The 13,228-nt window shown below is 65.7% G+C and carries 16 protein-coding genes; 7 read left to right on the top strand and 9 right to left on the bottom strand.

What is annotated here, in order from left to right:
• Window positions 1-43 precede the first annotated feature (43 nt).
• Window positions 44-1,333 (bottom strand): MFS transporter, encoded by a 1,290-nt coding sequence (locus AC0QDI_RS21410; protein WP_474671661.1) that lies wholly within the window; start codon window positions 1,331-1,333, stop codon window positions 44-46.
• A 115-nt stretch (window positions 1,334-1,448) separates the two neighbouring features.
• Between AC0QDI_RS21410 and AC0QDI_RS21405 the strand changes: the two genes are divergently transcribed.
• Entirely contained in the window at window positions 1,449-1,703 is a 255-nt protein-coding gene (locus tag AC0QDI_RS21405; RefSeq protein ID WP_474671659.1) for a DUF5789 family protein, read from the top strand.
• An 87-nt stretch (window positions 1,704-1,790) separates the two neighbouring features.
• On the top strand, window positions 1,791-2,099 hold the full coding sequence (locus tag AC0QDI_RS21400) for a transcription factor S (RefSeq protein ID WP_273741446.1): 309 nt from the start codon (window positions 1,791-1,793) through the stop codon (window positions 2,097-2,099).
• A gap of 73 nt (window positions 2,100-2,172) precedes the next feature.
• Here AC0QDI_RS21400 and AC0QDI_RS21395 read toward each other — a convergent pair whose 3' ends face one another.
• The 5 genes from AC0QDI_RS21395 to AC0QDI_RS21375 form a co-directional block, all read right to left on the bottom strand.
• The gene (locus tag AC0QDI_RS21395; RefSeq protein WP_474671657.1) at window positions 2,173-3,246 is read right to left on the bottom strand and encodes a phosphotransferase family protein; all 1,074 of its coding nucleotides are present in this window, start codon (window positions 3,244-3,246) and stop codon (window positions 2,173-2,175) included.
• Between the two features lie 121 nt (window positions 3,247-3,367).
• Window positions 3,368-4,174, bottom strand: a complete 807-nt coding sequence (locus AC0QDI_RS21390) for a methyltransferase domain-containing protein (protein ID WP_474671655.1) — start codon at window positions 4,172-4,174, stop codon at window positions 3,368-3,370.
• Window positions 4,171-4,560 (bottom strand): nascent polypeptide-associated complex protein, encoded by a 390-nt coding sequence (locus AC0QDI_RS21385; protein WP_474671653.1) that lies wholly within the window; start codon window positions 4,558-4,560, stop codon window positions 4,171-4,173. Before AC0QDI_RS21385 ends, AC0QDI_RS21390 begins: the two co-directional genes overlap by 4 nt.
• A gap of 82 nt (window positions 4,561-4,642) precedes the next feature.
• On the bottom strand, window positions 4,643-5,500 hold the full coding sequence (locus AC0QDI_RS21380; protein ID WP_474671651.1) for an SDR family oxidoreductase: 858 nt from the start codon (window positions 5,498-5,500) through the stop codon (window positions 4,643-4,645).
• Between the two features lie 148 nt (window positions 5,501-5,648).
• Window positions 5,649-6,137 carry a PUA domain-containing protein gene (locus AC0QDI_RS21375; protein ID WP_474671649.1) on the bottom strand — a complete coding sequence of 163 codons (489 nt, stop codon included), beginning with the start codon at window positions 6,135-6,137 and terminating at the stop codon, window positions 5,649-5,651.
• A 195-nt stretch (window positions 6,138-6,332) separates the two neighbouring features.
• Between AC0QDI_RS21375 and AC0QDI_RS21370 the strand changes: the two genes are divergently transcribed.
• Window positions 6,333-6,521: a hypothetical protein gene (locus AC0QDI_RS21370; protein ID WP_474671647.1), complete on the top strand. Its 189-nt coding sequence runs from the start codon at window positions 6,333-6,335 to the stop codon at window positions 6,519-6,521.
• A 165-nt stretch (window positions 6,522-6,686) separates the two neighbouring features.
• Here AC0QDI_RS21370 and AC0QDI_RS21365 read toward each other — a convergent pair whose 3' ends face one another.
• On the bottom strand, window positions 6,687-7,184 hold the full coding sequence (locus AC0QDI_RS21365) for a LabA-like NYN domain-containing protein (protein ID WP_226040484.1): 498 nt from the start codon (window positions 7,182-7,184) through the stop codon (window positions 6,687-6,689).
• A gap of 73 nt (window positions 7,185-7,257) precedes the next feature.
• On the bottom strand, window positions 7,258-8,082 hold the full coding sequence (locus tag AC0QDI_RS21360; protein WP_474671645.1) for a M48 family metallopeptidase: 825 nt from the start codon (window positions 8,080-8,082) through the stop codon (window positions 7,258-7,260).
• A gap of 352 nt (window positions 8,083-8,434) precedes the next feature.
• Between AC0QDI_RS21360 and dapA the strand changes: the two genes are divergently transcribed.
• The 3 genes from dapA to AC0QDI_RS21345 are packed head-to-tail and all read left to right on the top strand — an operon-like array spanning window position 8,435 to window position 10,961.
• On the top strand, window positions 8,435-9,361 hold the full coding sequence (dapA, locus tag AC0QDI_RS21355; RefSeq protein ID WP_474671643.1) for a 4-hydroxy-tetrahydrodipicolinate synthase: 927 nt from the start codon (window positions 8,435-8,437) through the stop codon (window positions 9,359-9,361).
• Window positions 9,358-10,128: a 4-hydroxy-tetrahydrodipicolinate reductase gene (dapB, locus tag AC0QDI_RS21350; protein ID WP_474671641.1), complete on the top strand. Its 771-nt coding sequence runs from the start codon at window positions 9,358-9,360 to the stop codon at window positions 10,126-10,128. The genes dapA and dapB overlap by 4 nt, the downstream gene beginning before the upstream one ends.
• Window positions 10,125-10,961 carry a 2,3,4,5-tetrahydropyridine-2,6-dicarboxylate N-succinyltransferase gene (locus AC0QDI_RS21345; protein ID WP_474671639.1) on the top strand — a complete coding sequence of 279 codons (837 nt, stop codon included), beginning with the start codon at window positions 10,125-10,127 and terminating at the stop codon, window positions 10,959-10,961. The genes dapB and AC0QDI_RS21345 overlap by 4 nt, the downstream gene beginning before the upstream one ends.
• Window positions 10,962-11,000: 39 nt before the next feature.
• Here AC0QDI_RS21345 and AC0QDI_RS21340 read toward each other — a convergent pair whose 3' ends face one another.
• Window positions 11,001-11,774 carry a hypothetical protein gene (locus AC0QDI_RS21340; protein WP_474671637.1) on the bottom strand — a complete coding sequence of 258 codons (774 nt, stop codon included), beginning with the start codon at window positions 11,772-11,774 and terminating at the stop codon, window positions 11,001-11,003.
• Between the two features lie 129 nt (window positions 11,775-11,903).
• On the opposite strand from AC0QDI_RS21340, the gene lysA reads away from it, so the two are divergent.
• Window positions 11,904-13,226, top strand: a complete 1,323-nt coding sequence (gene lysA, locus AC0QDI_RS21335) for a diaminopimelate decarboxylase (RefSeq protein ID WP_474671635.1) — start codon at window positions 11,904-11,906, stop codon at window positions 13,224-13,226.
• Window positions 13,227-13,228: the final 2 nt, after the last annotated feature.

Here is a 13,228-nt window from a genome sequence, read left to right as displayed (position 1 = left end):
GCGCATACGGACTTCGACTCGGCCGCGTCACAAAGGCGTATCGTCAATCGCTCCCGACGACCGGCACCGAGGCCGTCGACTCGAGCGTCTCCTCGATCTGCGTATAGACCAGGATCGCCCCGAAAACGGCGAGGACCGTTCCGAAGACGAACGGGACTCTGAAGCCAAAGCCCACCAGCGCGCCCGAGGAAAGCGGCCCGAGGGCGATTCCGTAGCCGAAGGCCATCGTGAGCACGGACAGCTTCGACCCGGACTCGCCCTCGCCGGCGAGATCGCCCGCCAGCGCCAGCGACGGGGCGAACACCATCGCGGCCGCGATCCCCTGAAACAACCGGGCGACGAACATGAGGACCGAAGACAGAATGAACCCCTGGACGAGCGTCGTCGGGATCAGCAAGACCATTCCGGCGACGATGAACGGGCGACGGCCGTACCGGTCGCAGGCCCGTCCGATCGGCGTCTGCAACGCGACCTGCGCGATGATGAACGCCGCGAACTGGAGACCGAACCAGGTCGATCCCTGCTCGAGGCGGGCGTTGACCTGGGGCTGAATGGTCGCGAACAGCGCGATCGCGGTCGCCATGAACAGCGACGCGACGCCGAGCGTGAAGATGGGATCGAGCAGGTTGGATCCCGACCGATCGAGGACGGGAATCGAGAGGTCCGCACCGGCGTTCGCGGCCGTCGACTCGGGGTCGGAGACCAGCACGGTCACCAATCCGTAGCTGATCGCGGCCGTGATCGCGGCGATGTAAAAGGCTGCATCGAACCCGTCGATTACGACCCCGCCGAGGATCGCGTACGGGCCGCGACTGACGACCGCACCGGCCACCGCCGGACCAGCCCCGAAGCCGATCAGCCGGAACGTGTTGTAGACGCCCATATTCCCGCCGCGGTCACCGGTCGTCGCGAGTTCGTTGACCAGCGCGACCGACGACGGGATGATGAACGCGACGCTGATGCCTTGCAGGCCGCGGATGAGCAACAAGACGGCGTACGTCTCCGCGAAGACGTACGCGACGTTCATCACCGCGAGTCCGGCGAGTCCGACCAGAATAAACGGCTTGCGCAGCCCGAGACGGTCCGACAAACGACCGGTAAACGGCTGAAAGCTGCTATTGAGGAATCCGAAAATCGAGAGGATGACCCCGGTAATCATCGACTCCCCGAGGCCGAACGCCGTCCCGCTCACGATACCGCTGGTCACGTACAGCGGAATGACGATGATCAGAAACGAGTTGCCGATCCCGTCCGCCATTCGGGCCCCCGCCAGCGCGAGCACCCGTCGATCCACGGCGAACGGTGCGATAACCCGATCGACGACTCTCCGCATCGACCGTATCTGCGTGATCGGCCCCGATTATAGTTTCGAATCGAAATGTTAGTATCAGAGACAGTACGCGCGAGCACGGCAGAACTACAAGCCGCCGGCCCGCGTTCGTCCAGCCATGTCCGACGTCAAACTCAGCCGCATCGAGAGCGTCCTCGAGGAGCTCGAGTATCCCGTCACGAACGACCGAGCCGCCGCCGAACTCGAGGACGTCACCCTCCTCCTCGCGGACGGCGAGCGAAACCTGGGGGCGCTCATCGAACGGAGCGACAGCGATCGCTTCGAATCGATGGACGACCTCGAGTCGGAACTCAATAACGTTCTCCCGCGCGAGGCCGTCGGCGAGCCGTACCAGTCGGAGGGAGAAGGGTAAGCACCGCTCGACGGGACCGGAGCCGAAACCGGTCAACGGGCTGAAACAGGCCCCTTAAGTCGCTCCACCTCCGTAGCCCGGACAACGATGGAATTCTGCGACGATTGCGGTTCGATGATGAAAGCCGACGACGGGCTCTGGGAGTGTGGCAGCTGCGGCTTTACGAAGCCGAAAGGCGACGCCGCCGAGTACACCGTCACCGACGACCAGGAAGCCAGCGAGATTATCGAGTCCTCCGGCGAGACTTCCCTCCCCGAGACCAACGCGATCTGCCCCGAGTGTAACAACGACCGCGCCCTCTGGTACATGCAACAGATCCGATCGGCCGACGAGTCCGAGACGCGCTTTTTCATCTGTACCGAATGCGAGCACAAGTGGCGCGAGGACGACAATTGAGCGGAGACGAGTAGCAGATCGGAACGTCACCTGACGTTCCGTCTTTACCGAAGAGGACGATCGCCGATACTCGTCAGAGCGGTTCTTCGCCGTCTATGATCCGCTCGGCCCGGGCGGCGTATTCGGGAACGCGTTCCTCCATGTTCGGGTAGGTCGGATCGTTACTGTTGCCTTCCAGGTACCGTCGGAAGAACATCTCCGAGGCGGAGGCGATCTTGAATACGCCGAACGCGCGGTAGAACCGCTGATTCTCGAGCGTCCACCCCGTCCGATCCTCGTACCGGTCGAGCAACTGTCTGCGGGTCGGATAGTCGGCGTGAGCGAGGAACGACGGCGTGAGCACCTTCGTTCGTTCGGGATCTTTCTCGTCGGGCCAGTACGCCAGCATCCACCCGAGGTCCACGAAGGGGTTCCCCCGGGTACACATCTCCCAGTCGAACACGCCTCCGATCTCCGGCGGTGTCTCGGGTGCGAACAGCACGTTGTCGAGCTTGAAATCGCCGTGAACGAGGGAGTTCGCGGGCGGCTCGGGAACGTTGTCGGCCAACCAGTCGGCCACTTCGAAGAGCGGCGGTACCTCCCGTCGTTCGCTCGTCACTTCCATCGCCCACTCGATCTGCGCCGTCCACCGGTCGACTTGCCGCTCGGTGTATCCGTCCGGATGCCCGAGGGATCCCAGCCCCACCGCTTCGGGGTCGAGCGCGTGTATCTCCGCGCCGACGTCTACGAGTTCGGTTCCGATTCGCCGGCGGAACTCGGGCTTCCCGAACCGTTTCGGCTCCGACTCGCGGATCACGTCGCCGCGGAGCCGTTCCATCACGTAGAAGTCGGACCCGATAACGTCGTGATCGTCGCACTCGAGGACTGTCTCCGGGAGCGGAACGTCGGTCCCCTGGAGCGCGTTCATCACGCGGTACTCTCGGAGAACGTCGTGTGCGGAGTCGGCAGTCGCACCCGGTGGCGGCCGCCGGCAGACGAGCTCTCGCTCCCCCCAGTCGACGAACAGCGTTTCGTTCGAATGCCCCGCCTGGTGATACGTCACCGCGAACTCGTCGACAGCGCCGAGTTCCGACGCGAGATACTCCCGCAGCGACTCCTCGTCGACGAGTTGCTCGAGATACGCCTCTTCGCTCTGCCCGTTCGCCATACCGTTCCTGTGTCCGGCGCCCGTGATAAACATTCACTGCCATAGTACGATCTCGGGCCGCGAATCGAGTCTCGGTCGTCGGTCGAGAAACGCTCGCCGGCCGCTCTACAGGAGAAGTGCCCTATTCGTTGCGCGCGATCGTCAGATACCCCGTGTGACCCACGGGTGCGGTCGAGGGCCTCGAGCCCCGGTCGTCGAACTGCATCTCGCGCTGGATCGTCTCCCGCGTGGTGACGTTCGCCAGTCCGACCTCGCGGGCCGTCCGTGCGACCTCGCGGGTCGACTCGATGAACGGACTGTAGACCGCGATGAACCCGCCGTCGACGAGCAGGTCCGGCGCGTGCTCGACCATCGCGGGCGCGTCGCCCGTATCGAGCGTGAGAACGTCGAACGACGACGGCTCGAGGTCGTCGAGGTGCTCGAGCACGTCGCCGGTTCGGACGTCGACGGCGTCCTCGACGCCGCCCAGCGCCATGTTCTCGCGAGCGACGTCGGCGAACTCGGCGTCCTGTTCGTAGGTCACGACCTCGGCACCAGCGCGGGCCATCGTGGCCGCGAGCACGCCGGTTCCGGTCCCGGCGTCGAGGACCCGATCACCGCGGGCGATCCCCGTCTCGCCCATCACGAGGCCGATATCGCGGGGGACCATCGGCGCGCCCGTCCGCTCGAACTGGTGAAAGAGATCCGGGCCCCGGAGTCGACGGACGTGAAACTCGTCGCCCAGATGCGTCTCGATGGTGTCGCCCGATTGCACGTCCTCGGGAACCTCGAGCACGCCGAGGTCGGTCCCCTGTTCGCCGCCGGGTTTCACGAGGTATTCGCGGTCGCCGCGGACGAGCAACACCGGGACGCGGTCGTCGCCGCCCTCGGCTCCCGCGTCGGTCTCGGTCCCGTCGTCCGCGTTCTCGTTGCCGCTCACTCGAGTCACTCGAGGGAGGCGATCGCCGCGGCGAGATCGCCGTCGTTGTCCTCGAGGGCCTCGCGGGCCTCGTCCTCGCCGACGCCGGCTTGCGTGGCGACGAGTTCGACGTCGTCGTCGGGAATCGACGGTTCGGCGTCGCTTCCGGCATCGGCACTGCCGGTGCTACCGCCGGCGGATCCGGACTCGACCTCTTCGGGCGAGCCGATGACCTGGTAGGTCTCCTGGCCGCGGGCGTCCATCTTGGTGACCTCGGCGTCGTCGAAGACGAGGTCGTACTCGTCGGTGCGGATGATGACCTCTTCGGCGTCGATGTCCTCGACGTCGATCCCCATCTGCTCCATCATCTGTTCCATCTTGCGCGGGTTGAGTCCGCCGCCACCTCCTCCAAACATACTCGACACGTCGCCGCGGGTTCCCTTTTACTTTGTCGTTCGTTCGAGCGCTGGGTGGCGAGGACGGGGTGAAGGCCAGTCCTTACGTCTCGCTCGAGCGGGAGTAGTCCGGGTCGAAGAGCTGCGCTGACGTCGGTTCGGGATCTCCCTCGGTGAGATTGTACTCCGAGAAGTCCTCGACGCCGGCCTCGCGGAGGAACTCCTCGTCGTAGACGTGATTTCCGGTGAACTCGCCCGGGTCGCGCTCGAGGATCTCCAGGACGGTGTCCGACACGATATCGGGGGTGCGCCAGTCGTCTTCGGTCCCCATCTCGAAGTAGCGGGTCGCTCGCGTATCGATCGCAGTCACCGGCCAGAAGGTGTTACAGCCGACGTCGTCGTCGTCCAGTTCCTGCGCCAGCGACAGCGTGACGAACGACATTCCCATCTTCGACCAGGAGTACGCCGCCGCTCCCGGGGCGCGGTCGATCTCGACCCGCGGTGCGTTCGTCAGGATCCAGGCGTCGTCATCGACGTTCCTGAGGTGATCGATGAATCCCCGCGAGACGAGATAGGTTCCGCGCACGTTGACCTCGTTCAGGAGGTCGTACCGGTCGGCCGGAATCCCCTCGACGTTGCCGATCTGGATGGCCGAGGCGTTGTTGATGACGATGTTGATCTCGCCCATCTCGTCGATCGCCTCGTCGATGGCCGCCTCGACCGCGTCCTCGTCGCGGACGTTTAACTGAATCGCGTGCGTATCGACGCCCTTCTCGGCGCACTCCTCGGCCGTCTTGTGAATCGTCCCCTCGAGGTCGGAGTCCGAATCGTCGACGGTTTTCCCCGTCGAAACGATGTCACAGCCCCGTTCGGCGAGCGCGAGTGCGAGTCGTTTCCCGATTCCCCGCGTCGTTCCCGTGATGAACGCGGCCTGGCCGCTCAGATCTGGTTGCTGTCGCATTCGTGTGCACTACTCACACCCACACCCTAATATCCCATTCAAACTCCCGGACCGCTACTCGGCGTTTTCGATCCGCGCCGACACGCGACCGGGCGTCCTCTCCGAAGCGTTCGACGGCCCGCTCGAGATCCTCGTGTGGCCCTCCGCCTCACGTCTCCGCGGGCGCGCCCTCGCGGACGTTCACCGCCATCCCCGACTCGAAGTCCCGGATCGCCGCGGCGTCGAGACGCGCCGTCCCCACGGCGATCAACTCGCCGCGCTCGTGGACGACCAGCACCTCGTCGCCCGGTCGGATCTCGTCGCCGACCTCGAGCACGAACTTCGCGAAGACGTTCTTCTCGTCGCGGACGAACGGCTCGCTCTCGTCGTCGACGACGACGCGGTAGGACGGATGATCGAGCGCGGCGTCGAGCCGGCGACCGCCCTCGAGTCCGAGGGTGAATCGGCCGTCGGTGCCGAAGGAGACGATTCGGCCCGCCTCGCCGTGAACCTGCTGTGGCCGCCCCGAGGTGGTGCGTTTGATCGTCAGCGATTCCTCGGGCGGGAACAGGGCTGCGCCCGCACCCCGACCGAACTGGTAGTCGCCGACGGTCCGGAGTTCCGGGAGACCCGCGCGTCCGTCTGCTGGCTCGCTCATTGACCGGCGTTCGACCCGGCGCGTCGAAAGCCCTTCGACCTGCCGGCGTTTCGATGGCGCTCGAGGCCGAATCCGATACAGCGGTCGCCGGGTGGGACCGAAAGCCGATCGCGGCGATTGTCCCATTCGGTTAGAAAACGAACCGGAACGAGATGGTGAATGTTATAATGGTCGATTTATTACTATCGGTATCGCATGGATGTCACGCAAATCGGTCTCGGGGTGACGCTGCTCGTCATCGGAACCCTGACACTGATCGGGCCGGCCGCACTCGTTTCCGGGCCGCTTACGTACCTCGTTGCCGGTGCGACGCTGCTCGTCACGGGGTACGCGCTGTTGATCGGGCTCTGGCAGAGCCGGCAGCCGAACTCTAGTAGCCGCTGAACGTCACTGCACACCGAATCGCACGAGAGCGTTGCGATCAGCGCGTGGATCGTTTCAGCGGCTACGATACGTCGCATTCATCCCGAACGGACGATAGGAACCGAGAGACTACTCTTCCGCCCCGAAGCGGGCTCGAGCCGACGTTCGGTCGGCTCCGTCGACGACCTAGAGGAGAAACGTCTCGTGGCGATCGCCGAGATCGAGGAACGAATCGGCCGCTTCGATGAGTTCCTCGGCCGTCGAGGACTGAAAGGCCATCACCTCGACGCGGACGCCCTCGTGACGCAGATGTGAGCAGAGCCGCGAGAAGTCGCCGTCGCCCGTACAGAGGACGATCGTGTCGACGTGATTCGCCAGCGTCACCGCGTCGAGGCTCATCCCGACGTCCCAGTCGGCCTTTTTCGTCCCGTCGGAGAACGTCTTGATGTCCTTGATCTTCGGCTCGAAGCCGATATCGACAAGCGCATCGAAGAAGCTCTCCTCCTCGGGCGAATCCGCGCGGATGACGTAGGAGATGGCGCGCGTGAGCTGGCGGTCCTGAACGGCCTTCTCGAGCAGCGCGGAGTAGTCGATATTCCGGCTGTGGAGGCTCTGTGCGGTATGATAGAGGTTCTGGGCGTCGACGAGAACGGCGACGCGCTGCCCCGGATGAATTTCCGTCATATACTAGCATGTCGCGGGCGACCATAAAAAATCGCGGCGTTCGGTCCGACCGCGTCGGGACCGCCGGCGGTGCTCAGCTTCGGAGCTTCCGAATCCGCTTTTCCGTTGGCGGGTGGGTTGCGAACAGCGTCTGCAGGAGGCCCTTCTCCGAGTTGAAGATACACAGCGCGCTCACGCTGTCGTCGACCGTCGACTCGCGGCCCTGGGCACCGCTGGAAATCTTCTCGAGGGCGCGGGCGAGCGGGTCGCCGCTGCCGATGTACTGGCGGGCGTCCTCGTCGGCGACGAACTCGCGGTACCGCGAGATGGCGAGCACGAAGATCATGACGAGCATCTGTGCGATGTTCGAGATGACCATCCCGACGATGATGCTGCCGATGTTACGTTCGCCGCCCATCATGTAGACCATGTAGGCGACCCAGCCGACCATCATCGCGATGGAGCTGCCAAGCACCATCGCGAGGACGTCGCGGTTCTTGATGTGGGCGAGCTCGTGGGCGATCACGCCCTCGAGTTCGTCGCGCTGGAGGAGCCTGATGAGCTCCGTCGAGACGACGACCACGCCTTTCCCTTTCCGACCGGTCGCGAAGGCGTTGGGAACGCCCATATCCATGACCATCAGTTTGGGCTTTTTGATGCCCATATCGCGACAGAGGGAGTCGGTCATCTGATGGATCTCCCGATACTGGCCGTCTTCGGGCATCGGTTCGGCCTTTCTGGTCGCCGACCACGTCCCGATCTTGTACTGGATGACCGGTAGCACGAGCAGGCCGAGTAAGACCAGCGGCCACATGTTGAACCCGAACATCGCCAGGCCGAATGCTCCGACGAGCATGTAGAACGCGAACAGGATCGAGCCGACGATCGCCATTCGCATTTTCAGTCCGAAATCTGTCATACACGACGGTAAGTAACGCTCGGGGATAAATTACGCGGAACTGTATGTCAGGTAATGCGTCGCAGTGAGAGCGGTCGAAGACACAACGGATAAGTCAGTTCGGATCCACGTCTCGGATATGCGCCGCGTCGCTCACTCGACCGTCGGTCCCGTCGTGAGCGGCGTCCGCCCTCGTTTTCCCAAACGCAAACGTGCGTGAGTGTGCTCGCGGCGGGCGTGGCATCCCGTCCCGGGTACGATCCGACCGCGCACGGCAGCTCACCACCCAGACGAACACTGACCCACCGATCGGAACCGATACACCCTACCGATTGGGGGCTAACACACGACCCACCGACACCACACCCAACACATGAGTTCACCAATCGACCTTTCGGGCGTCTTTCCGGCGATGTGTACGCCCTTCGACGAGGACCAGCGAATCGACTTCGAAACACTGCAGGCCGACGCCCAGCGACTCGAGACCGCTGGCGTCGACGGGCTCGTCCCCGTCGGCTCGACCGGCGAATCGGCGACGCTGACCCACGACGAACACGTTCAGGTCGTCGAGGCGGTCATCGACGCCGTCGACGACGTGCCGGTCATCGCGGGCACCGGCTCGAACAACACGCGAGAGGCGCTCGAGCTCTCCGAACGCGCCGCCGACGCGGGCGCGGACGGCCTCCTGCTCATCTCGCCGTACTACAACAAGCCAGAACAGCGCGGGCTGGTCGAGCACTTCCGGACGATCGCGGACGCCGTCGACCTGCCCCAGATCGTCTACAACGTCCCCTCGCGGACGGGTCGAAACATCGAACCCGACACGGCCGTCGAGCTCGCGAGCCACGAGAACGTCGCGGGCTACAAGGCCGCCAGCGGCGACCTCGGCCAGATCGGCGAAATCGCCGAGCGAACGACCGACGAGGACTTCGCCGTGCTCTCGGGCGACGACGCGCTCACCGTGCCGACCATCTCGGTCGGCGGGACGGGAACGATCAGCGTCGCCGCGAACGTCGAACCCGAGCGGACCTGCGCGATGGTCGGCGCGGCGCTGGACGGCGATTACGAACGCGCACGCGACCTCCACCACGAACTCGGTCCGCTGTTCCGCGGCCTGTTCGTCGAGACCAACCCGATCCCGGTCAAGGAAGCCATGCAGATCCGGGGCTACGGCCCGGCCCGGATGCGCTCGCCGCTCTCCCGACTGGCCGACGAGTATCGCGAGGATCTCGAGGCGGTGCTCGCCGACCTCGAGCGCGATACGACCGAAGTCGCCGACGCGGCGGAGCGTGATCGATGACGGTGCGGATCGGCGTCACCGGCGCGACGGGTCGGATGGGCCGGGAAGTGATCGCCGCCGCGGTCGGTCGGGCGGACTGCGAGATCGCCTTCGCCGTCAACCGGGAGCCGGCCGGTGACGCGACCGTCGAGGGCGTCGCGATCGAGCCCGCGGCCGAGTTCGGCTCGCTCGTCGCCGGGCGCGAACCGACGGTCGTCATCGACTTCACCGGCCCCGAGTCGGCCGCCGGCTACGCCACGGCGTGCGCCGAGGCGGGCGTCGCCTTCGTCACCGGCACGACCGGGTTCGACGACGACGAGTACGAGGCGCTCGAGGCGGCGAGCGAGGATATCGCGGTGCTTCACGCGCCGAACTTCGCCCGCGGCGTGCAGGCGCTGGTCAACGTCGTCGGCGAGGCGGTCCGGAACCTACCCGGCTACGACGTGGAGCTCGTCGAGACCCATCACAACGAGAAGCGCGACGCGCCGAGTGGCACCGCGAATCGCCTGCTCGAGGAGATCGAGGCCAACGGGGACTTCACCGAGCGCACGCACGGCCGCGAGGGCGACGCGCCGCGTGCGGAGCGGGAGATCGGCGTTCACGCGCTCCGCGCCGGCGATATCACGGGAGAGCACGAAATCGTCATCGCGGGCAACCACGAGGAGGTGCGGCTCACGCACCGCGCCGAGGATCGCGGCGTGTTCGCCGCCGGCGCGGTCGACGCGGCGGTCTGGATCGCTGGACAGAAGGCGGGGTGGTACGACTTTTCGGACGTGATGACGGAATGAGCGCACTCGAGACCGAAATCGACGAGCTGTGGGAGCGCAAGCAAAACGACGAAATCGACGCCGAATCGGCCGGCGAAGACGAATACGCCACCCTCGAGGCATTCCTCGACGCCCTCGAGTCCGGCGAGATCCGCGCCGCCGAGAAACAGGGCGACGAGTGGGAGGCGAACGAGTGGGTCAAGCAGGGTATTCTGCTCAACTTCGGCCTGCGCTCGATCGGGCAGTACGACCACGGCGGAACCACGTACAACGACGTCCTGCCGCTCGCCGACTCGAGCGAGTACGGCGACCGCGGGAGCCGCAACACGCCCGACGGAACCGTCGTTCGCCGCGGCGCGAACGTCGGCTCGGACTGTATCCTGATGAGCCCCGCCTTCGTCAACATCGGCGCCCGCGTCGGCGACGGGACGCTCGTCGACTCCTGCGATACGGTCGGCTCCTGTGCCCAGATCGGCGACAACGTCAAGCTCGGCGCGAACACGCTCATCGGCGGCGTCCTCGAGCCGGTCGAGGGCGCGCCGGTCATCGTCGAGGATAACGTCTCGCTCGGGGCGGGCTGTCGCGTCACGAGCGGCTTCGTCGTCGGCGAGAACAGCGTCGTCGGCGAGAACACGCTCCTGACGCCGCGCATCCCGGTCTACGACCTCGTCGAGGAGGAGGTTCTCTACGGCGAACTGCCCGCCGACCGGCGCGCCTTTACCCGCTTCGTCGAGTCCTCGATCAGCGACCACGACCTCTTCGAGGGCGGAGCCTACAAGCCCGCCGTCGTCGCGACCGATATCGAGACGGAGACGCTCGAGGCGACCGAGCGCGAAGACGCGCTTCGGGAGTAGTCGTTTCGTCCCGGGCATTGAATCGTCCTTCTCAATTTCCTATCGCTTATCTCCCCCGACGTAGGTCACGTTAATTCGCCCCGAAAGCCGCCAAAGCAGCCATAGCCCCGGTAGCAGTGCGAGGACGGTGAGCATGGAAACGAACGTGTCCATTGGGGCCACCGGATCGCTTCGCTCGGTTTCGTACACCCGGTAGTAGGCCTTGTTTCCGTCCTCCTCGAGCCGGATCGGGGCCGCCGGAACGTCGACCTCACGCGTGGCGCGGCTATCGCCGCTCCGGGCGGCCTCCGCGACGGCCGATGGCACGGCGTCGGACGAGACCGACCGACTGACGGATCGGAGCGCCTCCTCGGGCGGCACCCGCTCGAGGCCCAGATCGACGCGGTACATGCCGCCCCGCCGTGCCGACCTGTTCGCGACGTAGGTCGGTTCGTAGACGGCGTCGTCGACGCGGACGTACCGATAGCGGTAGCGGTCCGTGAGGATCGGCTCCGTCCGTCCCTGACTGGTGCTTCGGATCCGCGTCGGAACGGTCCGGTTCTCGAGCAGTAACCGCTCGAACGCGCAGGGGCGCATCTCCCAGGCGTCCGAACAGGCGATCTCGTCGCTGATCGGCGCGTCGCTCGGAACGGCGGTCGCGTTCGCGTACTCGATTCCCGTTCCGTTGGTGACGACTTCGACGCGCTCGTACCGGACGTTCGGATCTCCCAGATGCAGTGCGGGGACCCACAGCGGCGCGGCGAGCAGTCCGATCGCGACGACGAGGAGCGCGGCGTCGCGGCGGCGCGGCGTCAGGAGGCGATCGGGAAGCATCTACCGTAGCACACAGTGTAGGAAAAATAATACTTGCTATCCGAACGGAACCCGTTCCCTCGGTCGGGAACGGGAAACGGTCGCGCAGAACCCAAACGCTTGAATCCTCTCGCTCACTTTGACGTACCAATGACTGACGCTGCGGATTCGCCGCCCGTTCGCCGCCTCTCCGACTGGGACGCGGCCGAACTACTGGCGCTCGTCGAGGACTGCGGATCGCCGCTGTACGTCCTCGATCTCGAGCGGGTCCGGGAGAACTACCGCCGGCTCGAGGACGCATTTCCGGACGCCGAGATACTCTATGCCTTGAAGGCGAACGCGCTGAGGGAGGTCCTCTCAACGCTGCGCGAGGCGGGCGCGGGCCTCGAGTGTGCCTCCGCCGGCGAAGTCCAACGGGCGCTCGAGGCCGGCGCATCCGGCTCGGAGATCCACTACACGGCGGTGAACCCGCCGGCGCGGGACCTCGACTGGATCGTCGACGCCTGGGCGGACCACCCCGAACTGACCGTCACCGCGGGCTCCGAGGACACGATCGATCGGCTGGCCGATCGGGGCTACGACGGCCGGCTCTGCCTGCGCGTGAATCCGGGTATCGGCGCTGGCCACCACGAGAAGGTCAAAACCGGCGCGGCCGCGAAGTTCGGCGTTCCCGCCGAACGGGCCGTCGACGTGCTGGCCGACGCCGCCGATCGCGGCTTCGACGTCGTCGGGATCCACGCTCACGTCGGCTCCGGCGTCTCGAGCGATCAACTCGAGGACCACCGGGAGTTCGTCGCGCGGATGGGCGATCTGGCGAGAGCGGTAGCCGACGCAGTGGGGGACCTCGAGTTCGTCGACGTCGGCGGCGGGTTCGGCGTTCCGTACCGAGAAGACGAGGAGCCGCTGGATCTCGAGTCGGTCGCGGAGGCCACTCGAGACGCGATCGGCGAGATCGACGCCGAACTGGCGATCGAACCGGGCCGCTACTTCGTCGCGGACGCGGGCGTACTCCTCACCGAAGTGAACACCGTCAAGGCGGCCCGCGAGACGACCGTCGCCGGCGTCGACGCGGGAATGACGACCCTGATTCGGCCGGCGATGTACGACGCCTACCATCCGATCCGGAACCTGACGGCAGCTGGCGATGGCGACCGCGAACGGGTCCCGCAGACCGTCGCCGGCCCGATCTGCGAGAGCGGCGACGTTTTCTGTACCGAGCGCGAACTACCGGTAAGCGAACGTGGGGATCTCCTCGCAATCGGCAACGCGGGGGCCTACGGCTACGAGATGGCGAACCAGTACAACACCCGACCCCGGCCCGCGTCGATCGTCCTCGAAGACGGCGACGGTCGACTCGCCCGGCGCCGCGAGACGGTCGACGACGTGACGCGAGCGGAGCGCGAGGCGCGGAACGCTTCGAATGCAGACCGAAAGAACGAGGGCGACCGAGCGAGCGACATCGACAACGACTGACG

The organism is Natrinema sp. LJW11, assembly GCF_056135975.1.
The sequence above is the reverse complement of the archived record's forward strand: the minus strand, read 5'-3'. Positions and strand labels throughout refer to the sequence as shown.